Here is a 24,156-nt window from a genome sequence, read left to right on the forward strand (position 1 = left end):
TGTGCACAACGTGAAAGAGGCCCCCGGTTGGGAGGCCTCTTTGCGTGGTCGGAATGTCGGCTGAATGGGCGAGCGGGTTACTCGACCTTGAAGGACCAGAACATGGTCTCGCCGGAGCTGTCATCGACGCCGTCGTTGTCGGTGGACACCCATGCAGTGCCATCCGCCATGATGGCCAGCCCTTCGACTTTATCGAGGACATAACCGCCGGTGGATTTCAGATCGGGCAGCAGGTCGCGGACCTCTTCCTTGGTCACGACTGGCAACTCGCCACCAAGCGGGGCCGGGGTCATTTCAGACAGGGCGATGCGGTAGATCTTCTTGGTGACCGCGCGATCATCGTGCTGGTTGTCACGCTCGATGACATAGACATGGTCGCCATGGGCCACGATCTCGGACAGGCCGACCCAGCCGGTTGCAGGCTCTGCCTTGGGATAGTGCACGGCGCCCCATTCCTTGGTCTCCAGGTTGTACGACACCAGTTTTACTAGGCTTTTGGGGTCGTCTTTCCACTCGCGCTGCACCGCCATCCACAGGGTGTCGCCGACCTTGGTGATGCCTTCAAAGCCAAAGCGCTTTTCCACCGCTTGCAGTTCCGACGGGATGGTGATCTCGCCCTTGTTGGTCTTGATCAGACCATCAGCGGTGACGTGATAGATCGCGTGCGGAATGGCACGTTCGGTGCGGCCTTCGGAGGCCACGTAGAAGCCGCCCTTGCCGTCCAGTGTGATGCCTTCGAGGTCGAGCTTTTGAGCCGCATCGCCATTGGCGCGGTGGATGCGGATCACATCGGTGATGCGCGCCGGGGTCTGCGACGGGTCGATTTTGAAGATGGAGGGCTGGAAGCCATAGAAGCTGTCGTTGACAGCCCAGATCATCCCGTCTTCATCGGCGACCATGCCGGAGATTGCACCCCAGCCGATCAGGTCATCCGCGCCCGCAGAGGTCAGATGCGGATAGACCGGCGCGCCATCCTGCTGTTCGAACAGCATCACATGCGCCCGCGCGCCGCCGTCCTCGATCAGGTCTGCCTCGTTGGCGGAGACCAGCAGGCCGCGCTCCGGAATGGTGACATAGCCCTCGGGACCGGTGCCCGACGGCAGCAGCTGGGTCAGAACCGGTTTGGCCGGGTCGGTCACATCATAGACCCCCACGACCGAGGCCCGCTCCGCCCCGACAAAGACATAGGGCGTGCCGTCGAATTCGGCGAAGGTCACGGATTCAGGTTCCACGCCTTTGGCATCGGACCGTTTGTCCGGGTAGTGGCCGATCTGGATGATGGCATGTTCAAAATCGACGCCGGAATCGTAAACCACGGTTCCGTCTTTGTTGAAGATCGTCCAACCGCGCGAGCCACCATTGTAGTCGCCTTCGTTGGCGGTGGCGAAGTGAGTGTCATCAATCCACGTCACGGCGTCAGGCTCGCGCAGGCGGCCCTGCTGGCTCTCGGTGAAGATCAGCGCGCCGCGCTCATCCGTGGCGTCGATCCCGTCGAGGTCAACGGACCCGGCGGAGAAATGGTTGACTACCTCGCCGTCCTTGGAGACGACAACCATGTGGTTGTTTTCCTGCAAGGTCACAACGGTTTCGCCAAGGCCGTTGATCGACACATACTCGGGTTCGGGGTCGGAGCCGGCGATGTCGGCCAGCCCGGTCAGGTCGACCATCTTCATGCTGGCGCAATCAAGGCCGTTCTCGGTGGTGTTGACCATGACCAGATTGCCCGCCGGCATCTGCGGGATGACGCCGTCGTTCAGGTCCTCGTCGCGCTCATTCTCGATCGCGATGGACAGGAAGGACCCGTCTTTGGCCTTGGCAACAGAGTCCGGCTGCCCGCCGAGGTCGCAGGAGGCAAGCTCTTCGCCAGTGGTCGTGTCAAAGGCCATGAACTGGCCGGAGGGCTGGGTATAGCTCTCGGAAGTATTGACGCCGACGTAGGCGATGGTGCCGATGACGGCGACCGAGGTCGGCTCACCCGGCAGTGCGATGTTGCCCTTTGGGGCCGGGTTGGCGGCGTCGGTAATGTCGATCATGCCGAGTACCCCGAGCGGGCTGTCGGTGTAGACCAGTGTCATGCCATCGGCGGTGACGTCGATGATCTCTGGCGAGCTTTCACGGGTTTGGTCTTCGCCTTCGGCCATGTTCTTGATGACGGGGAAGGACGCGATCCGGTTAAAGGATTTCTCAGCCTGCGCAAAACCAGCGGTCAGCGCGAGGGCGGAAGTCAGGCACACAAGGCGCAAGGACATCGGCAGCTCCTGTTGATTGAATATCAGTGCCTTGGCATTGCCGACGGGACGCAAAACAATTGTGACAACTTTTTGTAGATTTGGTGATGCCAGGGTAAGGCCGCATTCACCAATTCTGACTACTCTTGAGCCTACGGATCACGTTATCGTTGTGCTGATAAGGGGGTGCAGGAATGGGCATGGCCATTCTGCATGAGATTGATGCCCGACTTGTGCGGGGCAGTATCGGCAAGGTGTTTGCGCGCAAGGCCGCTCTGACGGACAGGTTTTATGACTACCTGTTCCTGGAGCTGCCCGAAACGCGTGACCTGTTCACGCAGGACTTCTCGCATCAGAAAGAGATGTTTGCCCAGGTCCTGGTCAGCGGTGTGAAAAGCCTTGGTCAAGAGGGTCAGCTGGCTGCATTGGTGGAGCGTATTCTGCTCCAGCATCAGCATCTGGGTTTGACCGCGATGCATATGTATGTGGCGCAGCGCGCGTTATTGTTGGCCTTTGATGAGGTCTTGCGGGACGATCTGACAGCGGCCGAGGCCTCCGCCTGGAATGACGCACTGCGTCGCGTGTGTCAGAGTCTGGCGGCGGGGATCGAGTCCACCGCCACCTGATCTGCCGAGGTGTTACACCGACATGCAGAGATATTTCATCTCCAGATAGTCTTCGATGCCATGGTGGCTGCCTTCCCGACCGAGGCCCGATTGCTTGACGCCGCCGAAGGGGGCCAGCTCGGTTGAAATGATGCCGGTGTTGATCCCGACGATGCCGTACTCCAGCGCTTCGGCCACTTTGTAGACCCGGCTCAGGTCCTTGGCATAGAAATACGAGGCAAGACCAAAGATGGTGTCATTGGCCATCTCGATCACCTCGTCTTCGCTCTCGAACTTGAACAATGGCGCCAGCGGCCCGAAGGTTTCATCCTGGGCAAAGGCCATATCCGGCGTTGCTCCGGTGACGATCGTGGGCTGGAAGAACGTGCCACCCAGTTCCGACGGGTTGCCGCCCAGGATCACCTCGGCGCCCTTGTCGCGTGCGTCCGCGATATGGTCCTCGACCTTCTTCACGGCGGCGTCTGAGATCAACGGACCGAAGTGGATGCCATCTTCGAGGCCATCGCCGACCTTCATGGCCTCGACTTTCTCTTTCAGCTTGGCGGCAAAGGCATCATAGATCCCTGCCTGCACGTAGATCCGGTTGGCGCAGACGCAGGTCTGGCCATTGTTGCGGAACTTGCACATGATCGCGCCGTCGACGGCGGCGTCGAGATCGGCATCGTCAAAGACGATGAAGGGGGCGTTGCCGCCAAGCTCCATGGAGCATTTCATCACTTGATCCGCGGCCTGGCGCAGCAGGATGCGACCGACGTTGGTGGACCCGGTAAAGGTGAGCTTTTTGACGATCGGGTTTTCGCAGAATTCCTTGCCGATGCCCGCAGCATCCGCGGCGGGAATGACACTGAACACGCCGGCGGGGAGGCCCGCGCGCTCTGCCAGTACAGCCAGCGCGGTCGCCGACAGCGGCGTTTCAGAGGCCGGGCGGGCGACAAAGGCGCAGCCCGCAGCCAGCGCCGGGCCGGCCTTGCGGGTAATCATCGCGTTGGGAAAGTTCCACGGCGTAATCGAGGCCGCGACGCCGATGGGCTGCTTGATGACCGTGATGCGCTTGTCACGCTGGTGGCCGGGGATGGTTTCCCCGTAGACGCGCTTGGCCTCTTCGGCAAAGAACTCGATGAAGGACGCGCCATAGGCAATCTCGCCGCGCGCTTCTGCCAGCGGCTTGCCCATTTCCGCGGTCAGGATCACAGCGAGGTCTTCCTGGTGTTCCATCATCAGGTCGAACCATTTGCGCAGCACGCCCGCGCGTTCCTTGCCGGTCCACTTCGCCCAGTCTTTTTGCGCGGTGTTGGCCGCGGCAATGGCGTCGCGCGCCTGCATCCGGCTGACGTCGGCCACATTGGCAATGACGTCACCGCGCGCCGGGTTGGTCACCTCGAAGGTGCCTTCGCCCGTCACAAAGGCCCCGCCGATATAGGCGCGCTCCTCCAGAAGGCTGGGATCCTTCAGAAGGGATTTCAGGTCGGTTGTCGCGTCTAGCATGGTGTCCTCCGCAAATTCGAGTCTCGCAAATCAAAAGCAGTTGGGCCTAATGTTGTCCAGTGACAGCGATAAGTCCAGATGCTTAACACATTAAGGGAATAAGATGGAACTTGACGACGCCTATGCCAACGGAGCCTATATCGAGGGCGCCGCAGACTATCCGCCGCGCTGGATGGCCTCGGCCGAAGATTTCCGTAACAGCCTGCATGATCGTGCCCGTCTCGACATCCCTTATGGGGCAGGAACGCGTCATCGGTATGATCTGTTCCTGCCCGAAACCGCGCCCTTGGGGGTGCTTGTCTTTGTCCATGGCGGCTACTGGCTGAACTTCGACAAATCCACGTGGTCACATCTTGCGGTGGGCGCTCTGGCCAGGGGCTGGGCCGTGGCGATGCCCTCCTATGATCTTTGCCCTGCGGTGACGATTGCGGACATCACGCAGCAGGTGGCGCAGGCGGTGCAGGCGATCGCCGGCGAAGTCGATGGCCCGATCGCGCTCGCGGGGCATTCGGCGGGGGGCCATCTGGTCGCGCGCATGCTCGACAAGGCCGTGTTGCCGGCCGAGGTGGGCAAGCGCATTCGAACCGTCGTGCCGATTTCGCCGCTGTCCGATCTGCGCCCCTTGTTGCGGACCAGCATGAATCAAAAGTTCAACATGACCGCAGAGGACGCCACGGCCGAAAGCCCCGTCGAGATGCAGAACCGCTATGATGCGGATGTGACGGTCTGGGTCGGTGGGGCCGAGCGCCCGGCCTTTCTCGATCAGGCGATCTGGCTGGTGGAGGCCTGGGACGCGGACCACGTCATCGCCTTTGAAAAGCACCATTTCAACGTGATCGAGCCGCTGGCGGACCCGGAGAGCGATCTGGTTGCGGTGCTGACGGCCTGAGCGGACCGGGCTGCGGGCACCGAAAAAAACCTTGCCGCGTGGAACATTCTCGAACAGTATCCACGCGGAACCGGCGATGGCGTCGCGCGTGGAAGCACCACGGGTTCCACATTCCCAAAACACATCCTGTACGCCGGGATCTTCTTGTCAAAAGGAGAGTCCAGCATGACTGCTCGTCCTGAAATGTATCGCTTTCACAATGGTGAGAAAGCGCCGTTGCAGTTCCCTGTGGCGGAGTATGAAACCAGAGTCGCCGAACTGCGCAGCACCATGGCAGAGCTTGGGGTCGAGGCGGCCGTCTTCACCTCGATGCACAACATCTCTTATTACTCCGGCTTTACCTACTGTGCCTTCGGGCGGCCCTATGGTCTGGTGGTGACGGCGGATCAGGCGGTGACCATCAGCGCCGGCATCGATGCGGGGCAGCCCTGGCGGCGTTCGTTCTGCGACAACATCACCTATACGGATTGGCAACGGGACAACTTCTGGCGCGCGATCCTTTCTGTGACCGGTCCCGCACGCGTGGTGGGGTGTGAGAGCGATCACCTGACGTTGTTGCAGCGGGGTAAGCTGGATCATTTCCTCGCGCCGACGCAGGTGGTGGACCTCTATGAGGCGACCATGATGCAGCGCATGCACAAATCCCCGGCGGAGTTGGAGATGATCCGTGCCGGTGCTGCGGTGGCGGATGTGGGCGGCTACGCCATTCGGGATGCGGTCCGGGTCGGCGCGCGCGAGATCGACGTTGCGATGGCCGGGCGTGACGCGATGGAGCTGGAAATCGCCCGGCGCTTCCCGGATGCCGAGTACCGCGACACCTGGGTCTGGTTCCAGTCCGGGATCAACACCGATGGCGCGCATAATCCCGTCACCGCACGGCAGCTTCAGCACGGCGATATCCTGTCGCTCAATACCTTTCCGATGATCTCCGGCTACTACACGGCGCTGGAGCGCACGATGTTTGTCCGGGAAGTTGACGCGGACAGTCTGCGGATCTGGGAGGCCAACGTTGCCGCTCATGAATATGGAATGTCACTGCTGGAACCGGGCGCCAGCTGCGCCGAGATCACCCAGAAGATCAATCGCTTCTTCGAGGAGCGCGACCTGCTGCAATATCGGACCTTTGGGTACGGGCATTCCTTTGGGGTGCTGTCGCATTACTATGGTCGTGAAGCCGGGTTGGAGCTGCGCGAGGACATCGACACGGTGCTGGAGCCCGGCATGGTGATCTCGATGGAGCCGATGCTGACCCTCGCAGAGGGGCAGCCCGGTGCCGGTGGATACCGCGAGCACGACATCCTCATCATCACCGATGAAGGCAATGAGAACATCACCCAATACCCCTATGGGCCTGAGTTCAATGTCGTTGGGTGACACGGCATTCCTCTGAAAGACCTTGACCGGCACGCGCGAGACCTGCATCCAGCGTGTGCCGGTGCTGACCTGGACCAAGCCTGCCAGTCACTCCGGCTATATGTGGCCCATGACATTGTTTCGCGGCGCAATTCGCCCGACAATGCGCAGAGCGGTTCGGATTGCGAGAGGGGCGATATGGCCTATGTGAAGTGGATATTCATTCTGACCTTCTGGCTCCTGCTCGGAGGCTTCCTGCACTATACGTTGCCGCAATACGACGTGGTGCGCATCGTCAACACCTATGAGGAGCGTCGTGAGCTTGGCGACTGGACCCGTGTCTTCTGGTCCAAGCCCGACACCCAAAGCGCGACGCTGGACAATCGCGATGTCCAGTTCATCCAGGCCGTGCGTCCGAATGGCAAAGCGATCGTCTATCGCAACGAGGATACCGGCTGGAGCTGGCCGCCGTATTTCAAGTTCGACACTGCGAACCTCTATACCGAAGCCAACGACTCGGTCTCGACCAAGGACAATCCCGAATGGGTGCGTATCCTGCACTATGGCTGGCGCAACGAATTCCTCTCGGCGTTTCCGAACGCGGTTTCGATCTCGGCCGCTGCCGGGCCGGATGACAAGCCGGTGAACTGGATTTCTATTTCCATCCTGGTGCTGCTCGCCGCTGTCTTCTGGGCAATTTTCGTGCGGTTGCGTCGGTTCAAGCGCCGTCGCCTGGACCCGTTGTTCGATGACGTCGAAGACGGCTTCTACGCCGCGGGTGACGCCATTGATGACCGTACAAGAGGCCTGCGCCGCTGGTTCCGCCGCAAGCCCTGAGGGGCGGCCCGGCTGCAGCGCGTTTGTCGGTTTGATTTGAAAGTCCTATTTGGTTTTATTGCCGAATTTACGGCTCGCCCCCGGGCGCGCATAAGTCGATGGTAACGACGGACTGCTACTCCCTGCTGATGTGACTTAGACCTCATCACGGAGAGATATCATGAAAACGCTGCTCGCGACGCTCGGCCTTGCGACCCTGTCCTGGGCTCCCATGGCGCATTCCGCAGAGACCCTGGTCGTCGGTGTGGAAAACATCGAATACCTCCCGCATTATCACTGGGATGGGGACAACTATTCCGGGTTTGGGGCCGATGTGCTCAACCGGTTTGCCGAGGACGAAGGCTATACGCTGACCTTTCGGGCGCTGCCGATCTCTAGGCTCATGCAGGCGCTGGTGAACGGCGACGTGGACCTGAAATATCCGGACAATTCCTTTTGGTCTGCCGACCTCAAGGAGGGCAAGAGCGTGACCTATTCCGAGCCTGTGGTTGAGGCGATCGACGGTGTGATGGTGCTGCCCGAAAATCTGGGTCAGCCGGTGGACACAATCAAGCGTCTGGGCACGGTGTTGGGTTTCACCGCGTTTGCCTGGATGGACCGGATCGAAAGCGGCGCGGTTGCATTGACCGAGAATTCCAACTTCTCGGGCATGGTCCGTCAGGCGCTGGCCGGTCGTATCGACGGGGCATATGCCAACCAGGATGTTGTGCGCCGCGTTCTGACAGATCTGGGCAAGGATGCGGACGCCCTGGTTTTTGACGAAGGCTTGCCACATTCCGTGTCCAACTATCACGTTTCGTCCGCTACGCATCCGGATGTGGTGGAAAAATTCGATGCTTGGATGGCAGCAAATCCGGATGTGATCGCCGCGTTGAAGGCCAAACACGGGCTCTGATCCGGGCTTGGCGCCCACATGGTCGCGGTGGCGTCTGATTTGAGGCCAGCGCCGGGCTTTGCGCAAATGGCCGGAGCGACCAGTCGGCGAATAAATCAGTCGGCGAACAGATAGGGTGCGCGCGCCACTTCCAGGGCCGTGTCCTGCGTCACGTCGAGGAACTGGGCAATGGCGCGGGCATTGTCCAGTTCCGTGGCGCGCTCCTGCACCGCCCAGTGGCGTTCAAACCCAGCGTCGCGGATCTGGTCGACCTCGCTGGCGATGTCGTTGCGGATCGTGGGCAGCAGACGTTCCAGGGTTGCGTGCGGGGTATGCTCGCCTGCCAGTCCGACCCGATGCGCATGGCCGATCAGGTATTCATCTGAAAACTCGCAATCAATCCGCAACAGGCGGGTATGCGACCGATCGGAAAAGAAGTCGTGCATCAGGTCGAGTGCTGATGGATCGAGGCAGATCATCAGCCGGTCGGTTTCGTAATAGTCGAACAGCATCCGCATCAACGCCCGCCGATGGCGTGTGCGTTTTTCGAGGGTGCGTTGAATGCCGCCAAGATCCGGCAGTGGCGTACCTTCTTCATTGAACAGGTATTCGATCACAGGCGTGTTGGTCAGCGCACGCATCTGGTCCAGCATCCGCTTGGCGACGTGCCACTTCTTGCAGGTCAGAATCAGCAATTCCCGTTCCCGTCCGAGGCTGCTTTCGGTTTCCCAGAACCGGGGCGCAAACCGCTGCCCGGTGCGACCGCGTTCCGTCAGGAAGGTGTAGAGATTGCGCCCCTCGTTGGAGATCTGAAACTCCACGTCATGCGCGGCATAAAGCCGGCCCAGGCGGGTCTTGAGCTCCCGCGCATCGGGGCTGATCTTGCGGGCGAACAGGAAATCCTGGCTCAGCAGCAGATCATAGTGATCGTTGTAGAACGTCACGGGCATGCCGTAGTCGCTGAACAGCAGAAAGGTCAAAGTCCGGCATTCGATTTCCTCTTCCGGGATCAAGTGCCGCACGAGGGTCTGAAAAAACGTCTCATCCGGGATCCAGGTCGATGCGAAAAAACGCATTACGTCGCGCCGTTGGCGGGACATGGTCAGGATCGCCTCGACCGTGCGCCGGCGCAGACACCACCACTGGCTGCCGATCTGGACCTGGATGTCGGCGGGAATGGCTCGTGTCAGACCCAGAGATTTCTGGACCTGATAAGAGCCGTAGAACAGTCGCTTCTGCGTGCGTTCATTGAAGTAGTGCCGGTAGATCAGCCGGTCGTCCTTCATGCCGGTCTTGATCCAGTTGCTGTCGAAGAAATCGAAGCTTTCGATATAGTCCTTGTCCTGCCGGTCGAGGAAGGCATGGGCATATTCGGCGGTTTTGATCGCCATGCAATCGCCGGACAACATGTAGAAATGGGTGGCGCGGCGAAACTCCGCGACGGCGGTCTGAAGCGTGTTCAGGGTTGCACGGACCAAAGACCACTCGCCCCAACCGCATTTCACCCGCCGCTTGGCGAAGGTCACATTGGGATTGTCGTCCAGCGCGTCACGCAGGGCGCGATAGTCCCGTGCCTTTGCCCGCGCATCAAAGTGGATCGCCATGCAGTCTCCGGTCGCGGTGAGCCGCTCGGCCTGCTGAATGATAGCCTCCGGATCCTTGTGGCAGAGCAGAATATAGGCGATTTTTGCCATGTCCGGGACGCAATACCCTGTTTTGTCGGATTGTTTCCTTGATAAAGAGGAACAAGGGCTGAATAAACCAGATTGTTTTGCAAATGCGATCACCTGGGGCATTCTTGCCGGAAGAGTGACGCGGGGAGCGACTGAAAGATGGGATTTCCAGGCACCTGGATGACAGAAAGCGAAAGCGTGGTGTACCGCGTGGTGCCGAAATGTGCGTGTTCCACGATCGGTCAGATCATGTTCTACTCCGATCACGGTCGGTTCTTTGACGGGGACATCCATGACGCGACCGCCGGGCTGCACAAATGGGCGCAGGACGCCAGCAAGCCGCGGATCGAGACGAATGTGAAGGGGCACGCAACTTATGCCTTCACCTGCGTGCGCAATCCCTACACCCGCATACTGAGTTCTTTCTTCGACAAGATCTGTGGCATCCAGCGCAATGGCAAACGCTATCGGGGAAATCTGGTGCCGAAACTGATGTTCGAATACGGCATCGAGGTCGGTGGCGAGGACGGCAAAGAGGAGTTCGACCAGATCAAGAGCTTTCGGCGCTTTCTGCTGTTTGCGCGCGATACCATCCGCTGGCGCCGTCCGATGGATCCGGACATCCACTGGTCAGCGGCGTCGGGTCATGTGTCCACCTTCATCGTGAATGGCGGGCGCTACGACAAGGTGATCTGGACTGAGAGGTTCAACGACGGCATGCAGGATGTGCTCGACGCGGTGGAGACACCGCATGCGGTGGATCTGGCGTCGATCCCGCGCTTCAACGAGAGTGAAGGTCACGGCCCCAAGCGCGCTCATCCGGTCGAGGAGTACTTCGACGACCTGTCGATGCATCTGGTTTACGAGATCTACAAGCGCGACTTTGAGGTTTTCAAATATGATTTTGAGAACCCGGCCAATAAAATGCCCATCGGTGAGATCGACCTTGATGAGCTGCACGCCAAACTGGGCGATTGATTAAAGCCTCAGAGGCGGGTGTTCTCCCGCCTGTCCTGCGATCATTGAAATGATCTGGTCCCGTTGGGCCCAGCGCCGGGCTGACGCCCGGCGTGCGCTTTGTAGCAACGCGACGCTTTCGCAGATCAAGCGGGGTGCTGATCTCGCACGGGCAGCGCAGGGGCGGCAGTCCAATCAAAAAGGCCCCTACACGCAGATCGCGAGGGGCCTTTGGTGTCGTATCAAAGGGGCGCCTTACTCGTCTTCGGGCACTTGGCGTACCGCACCTTTGGCGGCTGAGGTGGCAAGCATCGCATAGGCTTTGAGCGCGGTGGAAACCTTGCGCTTGCGCTTTGCTGCGGGCTTCCAGCCTTTTTCATCCTGCGCGGCACGACGCGCGGCCAGAGTGGCCTCATCCACCGCCAGATGGATCGAACGGTTGGGGATGTCGATTTCAATGGTGTCGCCATGCTCGACCAGACCGATGGTGCCCCCTTCGGCAGCTTCTGGCGAGACATGTCCGATCGAGAGGCCGGAGGTGCCGCCTGAGAAACGCCCGTCCGTCAGCAACGCGCATTCTTTGCCGAGCCCTTTGGATTTCAGGTAGGAGGTCGGGTAGAGCATTTCCTGCATGCCCGGTCCGCCGCGCGGCCCCTCGTAGCGGATCACCACCACGTCGCCGGCGCTGACCTTGCCGGTCAGAATGTCATTGACCGCCTGATCCTGACTTTCGCAAACATAGGCGGTGCCGGTGAATTTCAGGATTGAGGCATCCACACCGGCGGTTTTCACGATGCAGCCATCCAGCGCGATGTTGCCGAACAGCACGGCAAGACCACCGTCCTGACTGAAGGCATGTTCTTTGGCGCGGATGACGCCGCCCTTACGGTCGGTGTCGAGATCCTTGAACCGGTTGGCCTGACTGAAGGCTTGCGTGGTGCGTACACCACCGGGAGCGGCCTTGAACAGCTCTTCTGCCTCGGCGTTGTTGGCGACGGCAATGTCCCATTTGGCGATGGCGCTGCCCATGGTGGGGCTGTGCACGGTCGAGACGTCGTTGTGCAGCAAATCGGCGCGGCTCAATTCGCCAAGGATCGAGAAGATCCCACCGGCGCGGTGAACGTCCTCCATATGGACGTTTTCAGTATTGGGCGCGACCTTGCACAGGCACGGCACCTTGCGGCTGAGGCGGTCGATGTCCTGCATTGTGAAGTCCACCTTGCCCTCGTGGGCAATCGCGAGGAGATGCAGCACCGTATTGGTGGAACCACCCATGGCGATATCGAGGCTCATGGCGTTCTCGAAGGCCTCAAAGGTCGCGATCTCGCGTGGCAGCAAGCCCTTTTCGTCCTGCTCATAGTGGCGTTTGGTGATCTCGACGATCTTGCGCCCGGCCTCAAGGAACAAATGCTTGCGGTCCGCGTGGGTTGCCAGTGTGGAGCCATTGCCCGGCAGCGCCAGACCCAGAGCCTCAGCCAGACAGTTCATCGAGTTCGCGGTGAACATGCCCGAGCAGGAGCCGCAGGTGGGGCAGGCGTTTTCCTCGATATGCAGCACCTCTTCGTCGGTGAGCTTGTCGCTGGCGGCGGCCACCATCGCATCGACGAGGTCGACCTTTTTCGCATCAAGGGATTCGATGTCGATCTTGCCTGCTTCCATCGGGCCACCGGAGACGAAGATCACCGGAATGTTGAGGCGCATGGCCGCCATCATCATGCCCGGCGTGATCTTGTCGCAGTTGGAGATGCAGACCATGGCGTCGGCGCAATGGGCGTTGACCATATACTCCACGCTGTCGGCAATCACCTCGCGGGAGGGCAAGGAGTAGAGCATCCCATCGTGGCCCATGGCGATGCCGTCATCGACCGCGATGGTGTTGAATTCCTTGGCCACACCACCTGCGGATTCGACTTCACGTGCCACCATCTGGCCGAGGTCCTTGAGGTGCACGTGGCCGGGCACGAACTGGGTGAAGGAGTTCACGATCGCGATGATCGGCTTGCCAAAGTCGCTTTCGGTCATGCCGGTGGCGCGCCAGAGGCCGCGTGCGCCCGCCATATTGCGACCGTGAGTGGAGGTTCTTGATCGGTACATCGGCATAATGCTGGTTCCCTATATTTTTGCCCACAGGGACACTATTCGCGCAGTAAAGGCAACATGTCGGGGCGGGTTGAGGTCACGAAATTGCTCTTGAGGCTGGGATTTCGTGGATTTGCGAAAGATGGTCAGGGTGCGGGGCGGGCGTGTGCGGGTTGAGGTTTGGATGGATTGAACAGGTGATTCACCGCAAGCCCCATCAACAAGGCCCAGAACGGAGCACCAATTCCAAAGAAACTGACACCCGAGACGGTCATCATGAAGGTGATCAGAGCCGCCTCGCGCCCCCGGCCGTCTGACAGCGCAGCGGAGAGGCTGTTGCCGATGGTGGACAAGAGCGCAAGCCCCGCCACCGTGGCGATCAACGCTTTGGGCGCAATCAGGAACAGGCTGATGACCGTCGCGCCGCCGAGACCCACGAGGCAGTATAGCACACCTGCAACCACGCTGGAGAGATAGCGGCTCTTGGGGTCGTCATCCGCCTCCGGTCCGGCGCAGATCGCAGCGGTGATGGCGGCGAGGTTGAACGCAAAGCCGCCAAAGGGTGCAAGGAGCAGCGAGGCCAGTCCGGTGACGGTCAGACTGGCGGACACCGGCGGCGTGTAGCCTGCGCCGCGCAAGGTCACTACGCCGGGCATGTTCTGCGAGCACATGGTGACAATATAGAGAGGCAGCCCAACGCCGATAAGAACAGGGAGCGAGAACGCTGGTGCGACGAATTCCGGCATGCTGATGCTGAGATCAAGGGCCTCCAGATCGCCAAACGACCCCGAGAAACCGGCCCAGAGGCAGCCAGCCACCAGCACGGCGGGAATGGTGTAGCGGGGAAACATGACCCGGCCAGCGAGGAAGGTGATCCCCATGATGCCCACCAGTGCCGCATCATCGCCAAGCGCAGCAAAGGCCGAAAGCCCAAATTGGAACAGGATCCCGGCCAGAAGGGCATTGGCCAGCGCATCCGGGATCAGCCGAGCCAAACGCTCGAACCAACCGGTGAGGCCAGTGAGTGTCAGCAACGCGCCGCAAAACAGAAACGCTCCCACCGCTTCGGAGATCGGAACGCCGTTTAAGCCAGTGGCCAAGAGGGCGGCACCGGGTGTCGACCAGGCGGTGAGGATCGGCATCCGAAACCACAGCGACAGGATCAGGCTGGTCAGCCCCATCCCGAGCCCCAGAACCACCAGCCAGCTATTGGCCTGTGCCTGTGTCGCGCCCACCGCCTCGATGGCCTGAAAGATGATTGCGACGGAACTCGTATAGCCCACCAGCACCACGATCGCCCCCGCAGCGAGATGGGAGAGTTTCAATCTGCTCAGCATGCGGGTTTTCCTCGGGCGGTGGCTGGGGTAGGTATTGTGCGTTATAGCGCACAATACAATCCGTGCGCTATAACGCACAAGTCTTTTTTGGAGTGGCTTTCGAGCGGTGGAATATTGGCCACTCGAACCAGAGGGAGTGGCATGAGCGACGAAAGCATCACGTTGAACTTGCGGGATATTCGCGCATCCGCGGGGTTGAGCCTGTCACGTGCCGCCGAGATCACCGGCGTCAGCAAGGCCATGTTGGGGCAGATCGAGCGTGGCGAATCGAGCCCGACGATCGCCACGCTTTGGAAAATCGCCAAAGGATTTCACCTGCCACTGACGGCCCTGATCGAAGAGAGTACGCGCCCCTCGGGAATGAGCGGCGAGGTCTATCGCACGGTTCAGTTTCCCGGCAGTATCGCGGTCAAGATTGTCTTTCCCTTTGATCCACAGTTAGGGGCGGAGACGTTTCATGTCAGCCTGAAACCCGGCCAAAGCCATGACTCGCAGCCCCACGACAGCGGCGTCACCGAAGAGGTTTTTGTGCTGGAGGGCAGGATGGAGGTGCTGCGGGGCGGCGATTGGGTCGCGTTGGAGCCGGGGCAGGGGCTGAGGTTTGCCGCTGACCAACCGCATGGGTACCGCAGCCTTGAGACCGGTGCGGCCTTCCTGAACATGCATCACTACCGGAACGCGGGTCTGTTCCGCGCGGCAGATTGACGCCGCGGGCTTGTTCTTTGCCTGCTCCAGCGCGTACCACTGTTGATAAGGTCATTCATTTTCGGGATTTTTTTATGGATCGGGACACCCTGCGTGGCAGCCTTTTGATGGCGCTGGCGATGGCGGCTTTTGCAGTCGAGGATATGATCATCAAATCGGTAGCAGGCGCGATGCCCACGGGGCAGGTGCTGATTGTCTTTGGTCTCGGCGGCATGGCGATCTTTGCCGTCGTGGCGCGTGCGCAGGGGGCTTCCTTGTGGCACCCGGGCTTTTGCTCGCGCCCGCTGTTGTGGCGCTGTGTGGCCGAGGTTTCGGGACGGCTGTTTTTTACGCTGGCGATCGTGCTCGCACCGTTGTCGTTGGCCTCGGCCATTTTGCAGGCCACGCCACTTGTGGTCACCGCCGGCGCGGTTGTCTTTTTTGGCGAGACGGTGGGCTGGCGGCGCTGGCTTGCGATCTGTCTTGGGTTTGTCGGTGTGTTGATGATTCTGCGTCCGGGAATGAGCGGCTTTGAAGCGACGTCGCTGTTGGCGGTCGCGGGGATGCTTGGGTTTGCGGGCCGTGATCTGGCGACACGCGCAGCACCCAAGACCATGAGCAATGCACAGCTGGGTATTTTTGGCTTTGCAATGCTGGTGATTGCCGGGGCGATCCTGTTGATCTGGACCGGTGGCGCGGTCTGGCCCACCGTGGGGCAGAGCGGCGCGCTTGCCGCGGCGGTGAGTGTGGGCGTGTTGGCCTATATGGCGCTCACTGGCGCGATGCGGACGGGGGAAATTTCCGTGGTAGCGCCGTTTCGCTACACACGTCTGGTGTTTGCCATGGCGCTGGGCGTCATGGTCTTTGGCGAGCGTCCGGATCTGATGACGATCCTTGGCTCTGTCGTCGTTGTGGCGAGTGGTGTTTTCACGTTGCTGAGAAGTCATAAGCAACCGTGACCGCGGGCTCAGGCCGCTCTTTGCGGCACCGCGGGCCTGCTTTGTGCCTCAGTTGATCTTGCGTGTGACGACAGGGCGACTTACATCTGCGCCCCATGGCGAAGCAAAAGACAGACCCGAACTACAAAGTCATAGCGGAAAACCGTCGCGCGCGGTTCGACTATGCCATCGAGCAGGATCTCGAATGCGGCATCGTGCTCGAAGGGTCCGAGGTCAAATCCCTGCGTGCAGGTGGCTCCAATATCGCGGAGTCCTATGCTGCGGTAGAGGAGGGAGAGCTGTGGCTGGTGAACTCCTACATTGCACCCTATGAGCAGGCGAAAGTCTTCAAGCATGACGAGCGCCGCCGCCGCAAGCTGTTGGTATCGCGCAAGGAAATGGCGAACCTTTGGAATGCGACGCAGCGCAAAGGCATGACGCTCGTGCCTCTGGTGCTGTATTTCAACCATCGCGGCATGGCGAAGATCAAGATCGGCATCGCCAAAGGGAAGAAGAACCACGACAAACGCGAGGCGCAAGCGAAGCGAGACTGGTCCCGGCAAAAACAACGCCTGCTTAAAGACCACGGCTGATACACCCGGCGCTACCGGTGCCGGGACGCCGATGCAGAAGAGCCCCGAAAGATCTCTCTGCCGGGGCTCCGCCATTTGAATTCTGATGGGGTCAGCTCAGTTTCTTCAGGTCCGCGATCATCTTGTCGATGTCGCCGCCGTTACGGTCGATCATCGCGCCGATCTCGGTGCGTTCCGTCAGCAGGAGGTTCACACCCTCGATGAACATGTTGAAGAACAGATCCTTGCCGGAGCGGTCGGAGACGTGGAACGTGACCTCGAACGGGGACTGACCGCGCAGGTACGCCACGCAGGAAACCTCGTACCACCTCTTGACCTTCTTGACGCCGGAAACTTCCAGCCGGCCGCCGATGAATTCCCGAAAGCGGCTGCCGTATTTGCGGGCGATATAGCCTTGGAACGCGTTGGAAAACGCCCGTTTCTGCGTATTGGTGGCGCGCCGGGCGTCGACACCCATCGCGTAGGCGGCGATATAGGAGGTGTCGCTGTAGCGCTGGAAAATACGCTCGAAATCGCCGTACATCGCCCGCTCCGACTTGCCGGAGGCGATCACGTTGTTGATGTCGGCCACCAGGCTGTTGATGAGGGCCGAGGCGGAGTTTTCGTTCAGGGCAAGAACGGGCTGCGGCGCAGCAAAGGCAGCACCCGCAGCGCCGAGAGCTGCTAGGAAGTGGCGGCGAAGCATGGTTAGAACCCTCCGGTGTCTAGTTCGAACGGATCGATTTCCGAGTTGACGTCCTCTTGGCCGAGCTCGAAGCGGCGATTCTGCAGGTAGATCTGGCGGCTCTGCGCGTAGCTGTCCGCACTGTCATAAAGAATCGAGTCGATCGTGTCCGAATATGTACCGCGATTGCCAAGCTGGTCCACGATCTCTGCCGGGACCTGGAGGTCCTCGGCGGGATTGTTCTCAAGCTGGCTGAGCGGATTGGTGAAGAAATCGACGACAATGCCAACGGCGTCGCGCGTGGTTGACGGCCCATAGGCCGGCAGTTCCACATACGCGCCTTCGCCTGCGCCCCAGACATGCAGGGTCTCGCCGAAATCCGTGCGCGCTTCGGGAATCTTGAAGTCGGAGGCCGGGTCGCCGAGCCCGCCGATGCCAAAGACGGTATTCACGGCAAAACGCCCCAGGGCCTGGCCGGCGCCTTTCAGGTTGCCTTGCAGCAGGAAATTGACCGCATCGCCGGGTTTGGACAGGTTCTCGGCAAAATTGCCAAAGGCGGTGACCATATCCGGCGGTACCACCGCCACATACCCCTTGGACGCCGGGCGGAACGCATAGCGGTCCAGGCCCTTGTTGAACTGGTGGATCGATCTGTTGGTGTTTTCATACGGATCGAATATCTCTCCCGCAGCCTTGGCTGCCGGATCCTGTGTGGCACAGGCGGAGGTCAGAACCGCCGCGGACAGGGCCAGCGCGGTCAAGGGTTTTTTCAACAGTGCAATCATGCCTACCAATTTCCAGTTGCGACCGGCGCCGGGCCACATGAGTCCTAGAGGTCAATTAGCGATCCCTGAGCCTGATCCCAGACCAAACCTCAGCAAAGCTTCTATATGTGACAGATTTGGAACAGATACCAGTCACTCTTTGAAAACGAAACCGAGACTCTATAACGGGTATGAACGCGCGCTCTACTGGGACGATATGAACAATACACTTACAAACGCGGGGCGAGAGGAACTTCTGGCCGCACGCCGCCAGAGCCGGGGCCTGTTTTGGGCGGTCGCCGGTCTGAGTGCATTTGTGAACCTGCTGATGCTGACCGGACCGCTCTATATGATGCAGGTCTACGACCGCGTGCTGGGCAGCCGGTCCGAGGCGACGCTGGTGGCCTTGTCATTGCTGGTGGTGTTTCTCTACGGGATGATGGGGCTGCTGGATGCGGTGCGCGGGCGCGTGATGCGCCGGGTGGCGGCGCGGTTTCAGGCGGCACTTGATCGCCGGGTGTTTGATGCCATGATCCGGCGCTCGGCGGTTGCCACCGATCCGGAGGCGCAGACCGGGCTGAGCGATCTTGAAAGCATTCAGAAACTGATCGCCTCGCCGGTTCTGATGGCGGCATTTGATCTGCCGTGGACCCCGATCTTTCTGGCCGGCATTGCGCTGTTTCACCCCTGGCTTGGGTTGCTGGCACTGGGCGGAGGCGGCGTGCTCATTGCGATCGCTGTCCTGAATCAGTTTCTGAGCACCGCACCGGGGCGGGCTGCAATGACCAGTGGCCATCGGGCGATGCTGCAATCCGAAGAAATTCGCAACGAGGCCGAGATGATACAGGCCATGGGCATGCGAGAGGCGGCGTTTCGACGTTGGCAAACGGCCCGAGGGAAGGCGCTGGCGGACAGTGTCACCGCGTCGGATGTAACCGGTGGCTTTGGCACGCTGACAAAGACGCTGCGGTTGTTCCTGCAATCCGCCATGCTGGGGTTGGGGGCCTATCTGACCCTTCAGGGTGAGGTCAGCCCGGGGGCGATGATCGCAGGGTCCATTCTTCTGGGGCGCGCCCTGTCGCCGATCGAGCTTGGCCTGGGGCAATGGCCGTTGGTCCAGCGCGCGCGCAAAGGGTGGCAGAACCTCGAAACCCTGCTGGGCAAAACGCCCCCCGAGCCTGCACGCACCGCATTGCCGCAGCCTCGTGCTCTGCTGGATGTGGAAGCGATCGCCGCGACCGCACCGGGAGAGACCCGGCCCCTGCTGCGCAATGTGACCTTTCGGGTGGAGCCCGGCGAGGCGATCGGCGTCATCGGCCCGTCCGGGTCCGGCAAGTCCACTTTGGCCCGTGTGTTGACGGGAGCCTGGCGGGCGGCAGCGGGGACGGTGCGGCTCGATGGGGCGGCGTTGTCCCAATATGATCCGGCGGTGCTGGGGGCGCACATCGGCTATCTGCCGCAGCGCGTGCAGCTATTTGACGGCACGATCGCCCAGAATATTGCGCGGTTGGCGTCTGAACCGGATGCAGAGGCCGTGGTGGCCGCCGCAAAGGCGGCTGCGGCGCATGATATGATCGTAAAACTGCCCGAAGGCTATGACACGCCGGTCCGTGCCGGCGGTGGGCGTCTGTCCGGTGGCCAGATGCAGCGTATCGGCCTGGCGCGTGCGCTTTACGGGAGCCCGGTGATCGTCATCCTTGATGAGCCCAATTCCAACCTCGACAATGACGGGTCCATCGCGTTGAACAACGCCATCAAAAATCTGAAATCGCAGGGCAAATCGGTTCTCATCATGGCGCATCGGCCGGCCGCGATCCAGGAATGCGACAAACTCCTGGTCATCGAGCAGGGGCAGATGTCGGCCTTTGGGCCCAAGGAGGAAGTCCTGCGCAAGATGGTCTCCAACCACCGAGACATTCAACAGGCACGCCCACCGCGCGGCAGCGCAGCCGGCAAGGGGGGAGCGCAATGAGTGGGCGCGAGGCACATGACTGGTCCGTGCGCGGGTCGTTGATCGCCGGTGTGATTGGGGTTCTTGTCCTGTTGGGGGGCTTCGGGTCTTGGGCGGTGTTTTCCAACATCGCGGGGGCCGTCGTTGCCTCCGGACAGATCGAGGTCGACCGCAATCGGCAGGTTGTCCAGCATATTGACGGGGGCGTGGTGGCCGACATTCTGGTGGACGAAGGCGATCTGGTCACCGAAGGGCAGACCCTGTTGCGACTGGACGCCGCGGATCTGCGCTCGCAACTCACGATCACCGAAGGCCAGCTGTTCGAGATGATGGCCCGGCGCGCACGTCTGGAAGCGGAGCGGGACGAGGCAGAAGAGATCTCCTTTGATGAGGAGCTGCTGGCATTGGCCAGGGAGCGCCCCGAGGTGGCTGAGCTGGTCGCAGGTCAGGACCGGCTGTTCAGGGCCCGGCGCGAGTCCGTGCGCCGTGAGGTGGAGCAGCTGGAAAAGCGTGCCGCCCAGACCGAGGATCAGATCACAGGGGTGCTGGCCCAGCAGGCGGCCACGCGTGAGCAGCTTGTCCTGATCGAGGAAGAGTTGGGCAACCAGCAGTCGCTGTTGGATCGCGGGCTTGCGCAGGCATCTGTTGTGCTGAACCTGCGGCGCAATCAGGCCAACCTCCAGGGCACGCTGGGCGAATTGATCGCTTCCGAAGCCCAGGCCCGGGGCCGGATCACCGAACTGGAAATCGAAACCCTGAAGCTGCGCACGCAGCGTCGGGAGCAGGCGATCAGCCGTCTGCGTGACCTGCGGTATCAGGAACTGGAACTGATCGAGACGCGACGGTCGTTGATTGACCGGCTCGGACGACTGGACATCACGGCGCCCGTCTCCGGCGTTGTCTATGGGATGAGCGTGCGTACCCCCCGCTCGGTGATCCGACCGGCGGATCCGGTGCTCTACCTGGTACCACAGGATCGCCCGCTGGTGATTGCGGCACGGGTTGCGCCCACCGACATCGACCAGATCCATGTCGGGCAGGCGGTGTCGATTCGACTGCCCGCCCTGGATCAACGCCAGACGCCAGAGCTCTTTGGGACCGTAACGCTGTTCTCGGCCGATGCGTTTCAGGATGACACCACCGGGATGTCCTACTACCGCGCCGAGATCGAGCTGGACGACGGCGAGATGGATCGTTTGCCAGACGGCACGGTCCTCATCCCCGGCATGCCGGTTGAGAGCTTTATTCGCACGGCGGATCGCTCGCCATTGGCCTATCTGGTGAAGCCCCTCGCAGACTATTTTGTGAAGGCCTTCCGCGAGAGTTGAGCGGTTCGCGGAAAGCTGAATGAAGGGGTCGCATTTGTCCCTTTCCCGGTGCTGCCTTCCGCTGTAGCGTCCGCGCCAATGACTGCTGAATTCTGATAAAGGAGCCCGCCCCATGAGCGTTGACGCCAAAATCCAATCTCTTGGTCTGACCCTGCCCGATGCCCCGGCGCCGGCGGCCAACTATGTGCCCTTCGTGGTGTCCGGCAACATGGTCTATGTTTCCGGCCAGATCTCTGCCGACGAAAATGGGCTGATCACCGGTACCCTCGGGGATGACCTCGATGTTGCCGCAGGGCAGGCGGCTGCCAAGCGCTGCGCGCTGTCGCTGCTGGCGCAGGTCAAAGCGGCGTGTGGTGGCGATCTGGGAAAGCTGAAACGTGTGGTCAAGCTGGGGGCCTTTGTGAACTCCACCGCCGATTTCACCCAACAGCCGCAGGTCGTGAATGGCGCCTCTGACCTGCTGGTCGAAATCCTCGGCGACGCCGGGCGGCATGCGCGCTCTGCGGTCAGCTCGCCGTCGCTTCCCCTTGGTGTGGCGGTCGAAATCGACGGCGTATTCGAAATCGAGCTCTGACCCCGGTCATGTCTGCCCCATGCCTGCCTGCGGCCTTTTTGCGCCAGCCGATCGCCCACCGCGCCTTGCATGGGCTGCAAGACCACTGTCCCGAGAACAGCCGCGCAGCAATCTGCGCGGCCATCGCGGCTGGATATGGAATTGAAATCGACCTGCAAGTGTCATCGGACGGGCGGGCAATGGTCTTTCACGACCATATGCTCAACCGCCTGACCGCCGAGGATGGCCCGGTGAGAGACCGCAGCGCACAAGCCCTGTCCAGGATCAGGCTGAACCACAGTCGTGACGAGACCATTCCGACCTTTGCCGAAGTGTTGCAGCTGGTTTCGGGGCGGGTGCCGCTGCTTGTCGAGGTGAAGGACGTCGGCGGTGAGACGGGACCCGATGTCGGAGAGCTCGAGGCGGCTGCGATCGCGGATCTCCGGGACTACCCCGGGCCCGTGGCGCTGATGTCCTTCAACCCGCACAGCATGGCTGAAGTGGCGCGCCTGGCGCCGGATATGCCGCGCGGTCTCACCACCAGCGCCTTTGATCCGACGGACTGGGCCCCCCTGGCGCCCGCCCGATGTCTGGAGTTGCGGGGCATTCCCGATTTTGACCGCGTGGGCGCATGCTTCGTCAGCCATGAGGCCAAAGATGTTCGCCGCCCCCGGGTGCAGGAGCTGCGGGCGTCGGGCGTGCCGGTGCTGTGCTGGACAATTGGCGCGCCCGTGCAGGAGGCAGAGGTATCAGGGTACGTGGACAACGTGACGTTTGAAAATTATCTTTCTGCTTTCGGTGCTTGATCAGCTCGATCCTGCGCCCAAATAGGGGAGAGGCAGTGTGAGGCGGAATGGATCAGGCGCGCGTCGAAATTCAGGTATTGAGCAGCCTGTCGCAGATCGATGCGTCAGACTGGGACGCCTGCGCCTGCCCCGAAGCCGCGCGCGGTGGCCGGCCTTATGATCCGTTCACAACCCACCGTTTCCTGAGTGCGCTGGAACAGAGTGGCTCTGTCGGTCGGGGAACCGGGTGGCAGCCGCAGTATCTGGCCTGTTATCTCGAAGGTGACCTGATCGCCTGCGCGCCGCTCTATGCCAAGGGGCATAGTCAGGGCGAATATGTCTTCGATCACAATTGGGCACATGCCTACGAGCAGGCCGGTGGTCGATATTATCCGAAGTTGCAGATTGCAGTGCCGTTCACGCCCGCGACGGGGCGGCGGTTTCTCGTGCGTCCGGAGTATGAGGAGATCGGAACCTCCGCGCTGGTGCAGGGGGCGGTGCAGCTTGCCTCTGACAATCAGCTGTCGTCGCTGCATGTGACCTTTTGCACCGAGCGCGAAGTCAAAAATGGATCCGATATCGGGCTGATGAGTCGCAGCACCCAGCAATTTCATTGGCTGAACAACGGGTATGAGACGTTTGACGATTTCCTTGCCGCATTGTCCTCCCGCAAACGCAAGAACATCCGCAAGGAACGGCGGCAGGCGCAAGGGTTTGGCGGTATCATCGAGACCTACACGGGCGCTGATTTGCGACCGGAGCACTGGGACGCCTTCTGGGAATTCTATCAGGATACCGGCAGCCGCAAATGGGGCAGCCCTTATCTGACGCGCGCCTTCTTCGACATCGTGCATGAGACGATGGCGGATGATATGGCGCTGGTGCTGGCCGAACGGGACGGGGTGCCGGTTGCGGGGGCGCTGAACTTCATCGGGTCGGACGTGCTGTATGGCCGCTACTGGGGCTGCGCCGAGCATCATCCCTGTCTGCATTTCGAACTGTGTTACTATCAGGCCATCGATCTCGCCATCGAGATGGGGCTGGCGCGGGTCGAAGCAGGCGCGCAGGGCGAACACAAACTGGCGCGGGGCTACCTTCCTGCAGAGACGCACAGCCTGCACTGGGTTGCGGATCCGGGCTTTCGGGCTGCGGTCGAACAATATCTCGAGGCGGAACGGGCAGCAGTGGACGAGGAGATCGAGATCCTCACCCGGTATGGTCCGTTCAAAAGAACATATGTGGAGGAACAGGAATGACCGAGAAACTCTCCGAGGAGACCCGAGGCCCCTTGCTAAAGCCGCTGTTTGATACCGGCTGGCAACTGGAAGACGGACGGGATGCGATCCGCAAGACTTTCAAGTTCGACGATTTTGTCGATGCATTTGCATTCATGACAAAAGCTGCAATCTGGGCAGAGAAATGGAACCACCACCCGGAATGGAGCAATGTCTACAACCGCGTCACGGTGGTGTTGACGACACATGACGTCGAGGGGCTCAGCGCGCTGGACGCGAAACTTGCCCGCAAGATGGATGGTCTGGTCTGAGACAAATGGCGC

22 protein-coding genes are annotated in these 24,156 nt (G+C 60.9%); 15 read left to right on the top strand and 7 right to left on the bottom strand.

The genetic code is table 11. The features are described 5' to 3' along the window. Nucleotides 1-77: 77 nt before the first annotated feature. Entirely contained in the window at nucleotides 78-2,249 is a 2,172-nt protein-coding gene (locus tag MHM88_RS12575) for an esterase-like activity of phytase family protein (protein ID WP_239365495.1), read from the bottom strand. Between the two features lie 179 nt (nucleotides 2,250-2,428). Here MHM88_RS12575 and MHM88_RS12580 point away from each other — a divergent pair, with 179 nt between their 5' ends. Beyond that, nucleotides 2,429-2,854: a globin gene (locus MHM88_RS12580; protein WP_239365498.1), complete on the top strand. Its 426-nt coding sequence runs from the start codon at nucleotides 2,429-2,431 to the stop codon at nucleotides 2,852-2,854. A 12-nt stretch (nucleotides 2,855-2,866) separates the two neighbouring features. Here MHM88_RS12580 and MHM88_RS12585 read toward each other — a convergent pair whose 3' ends face one another. After that, complete coding sequence (locus MHM88_RS12585; RefSeq protein ID WP_239365501.1) at nucleotides 2,867-4,339, bottom strand: NAD-dependent succinate-semialdehyde dehydrogenase; 1,473 nt, start codon at nucleotides 4,337-4,339, stop codon at nucleotides 2,867-2,869. 103 nt (nucleotides 4,340-4,442) lie between these two features. Here MHM88_RS12585 and MHM88_RS12590 point away from each other — a divergent pair, with 103 nt between their 5' ends. The 4 genes from MHM88_RS12590 to MHM88_RS12605 all read left to right on the top strand — a co-directional run bounded on the left by MHM88_RS12590 (nucleotide 4,443) and on the right by MHM88_RS12605 (nucleotide 8,313). Next, on the top strand, nucleotides 4,443-5,228 hold the full coding sequence (locus MHM88_RS12590) for an alpha/beta hydrolase (RefSeq protein ID WP_239365503.1): 786 nt from the start codon (nucleotides 4,443-4,445) through the stop codon (nucleotides 5,226-5,228). 165 nt (nucleotides 5,229-5,393) lie between these two features. Then, nucleotides 5,394-6,602: an aminopeptidase P family protein gene (locus MHM88_RS12595; protein ID WP_239365505.1), complete on the top strand. Its 1,209-nt coding sequence runs from the start codon at nucleotides 5,394-5,396 to the stop codon at nucleotides 6,600-6,602. A 177-nt stretch (nucleotides 6,603-6,779) separates the two neighbouring features. Further along, a complete protein-coding gene (locus tag MHM88_RS12600) occupies nucleotides 6,780-7,418 on the top strand; it encodes a DUF1523 family protein (RefSeq protein ID WP_239322425.1) in 639 nt (212 codons plus the stop codon). Between the two features lie 160 nt (nucleotides 7,419-7,578). Continuing rightward, complete coding sequence (locus MHM88_RS12605) at nucleotides 7,579-8,313, top strand: ABC transporter substrate-binding protein (protein WP_239365507.1); 735 nt, start codon at nucleotides 7,579-7,581, stop codon at nucleotides 8,311-8,313. Between the two features lie 95 nt (nucleotides 8,314-8,408). Here the strand turns inward: MHM88_RS12605 and MHM88_RS12610 are convergent, their stop codons facing one another. After that, the gene (locus tag MHM88_RS12610) at nucleotides 8,409-9,986 is read right to left on the bottom strand and encodes a DUF5928 domain-containing protein (protein WP_239365510.1); all 1,578 of its coding nucleotides are present in this window, start codon (nucleotides 9,984-9,986) and stop codon (nucleotides 8,409-8,411) included. A 138-nt stretch (nucleotides 9,987-10,124) separates the two neighbouring features. Here MHM88_RS12610 and MHM88_RS12615 point away from each other — a divergent pair, with 138 nt between their 5' ends. Beyond that, complete coding sequence (locus MHM88_RS12615; RefSeq protein WP_239365513.1) at nucleotides 10,125-10,943, top strand: sulfotransferase family protein; 819 nt, start codon at nucleotides 10,125-10,127, stop codon at nucleotides 10,941-10,943. A 234-nt stretch (nucleotides 10,944-11,177) separates the two neighbouring features. On the opposite strand, the gene ilvD is transcribed toward MHM88_RS12615, so the two are convergent. Together ilvD and MHM88_RS12625 are read right to left on the bottom strand one after the other, a co-directional pair. After that, nucleotides 11,178-13,022, bottom strand: a complete 1,845-nt coding sequence (ilvD, locus tag MHM88_RS12620; protein WP_239322429.1) for a dihydroxy-acid dehydratase — start codon at nucleotides 13,020-13,022, stop codon at nucleotides 11,178-11,180. A gap of 125 nt (nucleotides 13,023-13,147) precedes the next feature. Then, nucleotides 13,148-14,338 carry a benzoate/H(+) symporter BenE family transporter gene (locus MHM88_RS12625; protein ID WP_239365519.1) on the bottom strand — a complete coding sequence of 397 codons (1,191 nt, stop codon included), beginning with the start codon at nucleotides 14,336-14,338 and terminating at the stop codon, nucleotides 13,148-13,150. A 141-nt stretch (nucleotides 14,339-14,479) separates the two neighbouring features. Between MHM88_RS12625 and MHM88_RS12630 the strand changes: the two genes are divergently transcribed. From MHM88_RS12630 to smpB, 3 genes are all read left to right on the top strand, one after another. Continuing rightward, on the top strand, nucleotides 14,480-15,043 hold the full coding sequence (locus MHM88_RS12630; protein WP_239365522.1) for a helix-turn-helix domain-containing protein: 564 nt from the start codon (nucleotides 14,480-14,482) through the stop codon (nucleotides 15,041-15,043). 74 nt (nucleotides 15,044-15,117) lie between these two features. Then, nucleotides 15,118-15,981 (top strand): DMT family transporter, encoded by an 864-nt coding sequence (locus MHM88_RS12635; protein ID WP_239365525.1) that lies wholly within the window; start codon nucleotides 15,118-15,120, stop codon nucleotides 15,979-15,981. A 95-nt stretch (nucleotides 15,982-16,076) separates the two neighbouring features. Further along, nucleotides 16,077-16,553, top strand: coding sequence for an SsrA-binding protein SmpB (gene smpB, locus MHM88_RS12640; RefSeq protein ID WP_239322433.1), 477 nt, complete (start codon nucleotides 16,077-16,079; stop codon nucleotides 16,551-16,553). 91 nt (nucleotides 16,554-16,644) lie between these two features. Here smpB and MHM88_RS12645 read toward each other — a convergent pair whose 3' ends face one another. Beyond that, nucleotides 16,645-17,238 carry a phospholipid-binding protein MlaC gene (locus tag MHM88_RS12645; protein WP_239365528.1) on the bottom strand — a complete coding sequence of 198 codons (594 nt, stop codon included), beginning with the start codon at nucleotides 17,236-17,238 and terminating at the stop codon, nucleotides 16,645-16,647. A gap of 2 nt (nucleotides 17,239-17,240) precedes the next feature. Further along, a complete protein-coding gene (locus MHM88_RS12650) occupies nucleotides 17,241-18,002 on the bottom strand; it encodes a VacJ family lipoprotein (RefSeq protein WP_239365531.1) in 762 nt (253 codons plus the stop codon). A 196-nt stretch (nucleotides 18,003-18,198) separates the two neighbouring features. On the opposite strand from MHM88_RS12650, the gene MHM88_RS12655 reads away from it, so the two are divergent. The 6 genes from MHM88_RS12655 to MHM88_RS12680 all read left to right on the top strand — a co-directional run bounded on the left by MHM88_RS12655 (nucleotide 18,199) and on the right by MHM88_RS12680 (nucleotide 24,144). Next, on the top strand, nucleotides 18,199-19,953 hold the full coding sequence (locus MHM88_RS12655; RefSeq protein ID WP_239365533.1) for a type I secretion system permease/ATPase: 1,755 nt from the start codon (nucleotides 18,199-18,201) through the stop codon (nucleotides 19,951-19,953). After that, entirely contained in the window at nucleotides 19,950-21,260 is a 1,311-nt protein-coding gene (locus MHM88_RS12660; protein ID WP_239365536.1) for an HlyD family type I secretion periplasmic adaptor subunit, read from the top strand. Before MHM88_RS12655 ends, MHM88_RS12660 begins: the two co-directional genes overlap by 4 nt. Before the next feature lie 112 nt (nucleotides 21,261-21,372). Then, entirely contained in the window at nucleotides 21,373-21,834 is a 462-nt protein-coding gene (locus MHM88_RS12665) for a RidA family protein (RefSeq protein ID WP_239365539.1), read from the top strand. Between the two features lie 8 nt (nucleotides 21,835-21,842). Next, entirely contained in the window at nucleotides 21,843-22,619 is a 777-nt protein-coding gene (locus MHM88_RS12670; protein WP_239365541.1) for a glycerophosphodiester phosphodiesterase family protein, read from the top strand. Nucleotides 22,620-22,666: 47 nt separating this feature from the next. Continuing rightward, nucleotides 22,667-23,854, top strand: a complete 1,188-nt coding sequence (locus tag MHM88_RS12675; protein ID WP_239365543.1) for a GNAT family N-acetyltransferase — start codon at nucleotides 22,667-22,669, stop codon at nucleotides 23,852-23,854. Next, complete coding sequence (locus MHM88_RS12680) at nucleotides 23,851-24,144, top strand: 4a-hydroxytetrahydrobiopterin dehydratase (RefSeq protein WP_239322441.1); 294 nt, start codon at nucleotides 23,851-23,853, stop codon at nucleotides 24,142-24,144. Before MHM88_RS12675 ends, MHM88_RS12680 begins: the two co-directional genes overlap by 4 nt. The last annotated feature ends 12 nt before the right edge of the window (nucleotides 24,145-24,156 follow it).

The organism is Epibacterium sp. MM17-32 (genome assembly GCF_022348205.1).
Lineage (GTDB): Bacteria > Pseudomonadota > Alphaproteobacteria > Rhodobacterales > Rhodobacteraceae > Epibacterium.

Excerpts from the sequence above, each read along its gene's own strand:
- MHM88_RS12680 (WP_239322441.1), top strand. The coding sequence starts at position 23,851 with ATGACCGAGAAACTCTCCGAGGAGACCCGAGGCCCCTTGCTAAAGCCG.
- MHM88_RS12645 (WP_239365528.1), bottom strand. The coding sequence starts at position 17,238 with ATGCTTCGCCGCCACTTCCTAGCAGCTCTCGGCGCTGCGGGTGCTGCC.
- MHM88_RS12615 (WP_239365513.1), top strand. The coding sequence starts at position 10,125 with ATGGGATTTCCAGGCACCTGGATGACAGAAAGCGAAAGCGTGGTGTAC.
- MHM88_RS12665 (WP_239365539.1), top strand. The coding sequence starts at position 21,373 with ATGAGCGTTGACGCCAAAATCCAATCTCTTGGTCTGACCCTGCCCGAT.
- MHM88_RS12600 (WP_239322425.1), top strand. The coding sequence starts at position 6,780 with ATGGCCTATGTGAAGTGGATATTCATTCTGACCTTCTGGCTCCTGCTC.
- MHM88_RS12625 (WP_239365519.1), bottom strand. The coding sequence starts at position 14,338 with ATGCTGAGCAGATTGAAACTCTCCCATCTCGCTGCGGGGGCGATCGTG.
- MHM88_RS12635 (WP_239365525.1), top strand. The coding sequence starts at position 15,118 with ATGGATCGGGACACCCTGCGTGGCAGCCTTTTGATGGCGCTGGCGATG.
- MHM88_RS12650 (WP_239365531.1), bottom strand. The coding sequence starts at position 18,002 with ATGATTGCACTGTTGAAAAAACCCTTGACCGCGCTGGCCCTGTCCGCG.
- MHM88_RS12590 (WP_239365503.1), top strand. The coding sequence starts at position 4,443 with ATGGAACTTGACGACGCCTATGCCAACGGAGCCTATATCGAGGGCGCC.
- MHM88_RS12580 (WP_239365498.1), top strand. The coding sequence starts at position 2,429 with ATGGCCATTCTGCATGAGATTGATGCCCGACTTGTGCGGGGCAGTATC.
- MHM88_RS12630 (WP_239365522.1), top strand. The coding sequence starts at position 14,480 with ATGAGCGACGAAAGCATCACGTTGAACTTGCGGGATATTCGCGCATCC.
- MHM88_RS12585 (WP_239365501.1), bottom strand. The coding sequence starts at position 4,339 with ATGCTAGACGCGACAACCGACCTGAAATCCCTTCTGAAGGATCCCAGC.
- MHM88_RS12655 (WP_239365533.1), top strand. The coding sequence starts at position 18,199 with ATGAACAATACACTTACAAACGCGGGGCGAGAGGAACTTCTGGCCGCA.
- MHM88_RS12670 (WP_239365541.1), top strand. The coding sequence starts at position 21,843 with ATGTCTGCCCCATGCCTGCCTGCGGCCTTTTTGCGCCAGCCGATCGCC.
- MHM88_RS12575 (WP_239365495.1), bottom strand. The coding sequence starts at position 2,249 with ATGTCCTTGCGCCTTGTGTGCCTGACTTCCGCCCTCGCGCTGACCGCT.
- MHM88_RS12605 (WP_239365507.1), top strand. The coding sequence starts at position 7,579 with ATGAAAACGCTGCTCGCGACGCTCGGCCTTGCGACCCTGTCCTGGGCT.
- MHM88_RS12675 (WP_239365543.1), top strand. The coding sequence starts at position 22,667 with ATGGATCAGGCGCGCGTCGAAATTCAGGTATTGAGCAGCCTGTCGCAG.
- ilvD (WP_239322429.1), bottom strand. The coding sequence starts at position 13,022 with ATGCCGATGTACCGATCAAGAACCTCCACTCACGGTCGCAATATGGCG.
- MHM88_RS12595 (WP_239365505.1), top strand. The coding sequence starts at position 5,394 with ATGACTGCTCGTCCTGAAATGTATCGCTTTCACAATGGTGAGAAAGCG.
- smpB (WP_239322433.1), top strand. The coding sequence starts at position 16,077 with ATGGCGAAGCAAAAGACAGACCCGAACTACAAAGTCATAGCGGAAAAC.
- MHM88_RS12610 (WP_239365510.1), bottom strand. The coding sequence starts at position 9,986 with ATGGCAAAAATCGCCTATATTCTGCTCTGCCACAAGGATCCGGAGGCT.
- MHM88_RS12660 (WP_239365536.1), top strand. The coding sequence starts at position 19,950 with ATGAGTGGGCGCGAGGCACATGACTGGTCCGTGCGCGGGTCGTTGATC.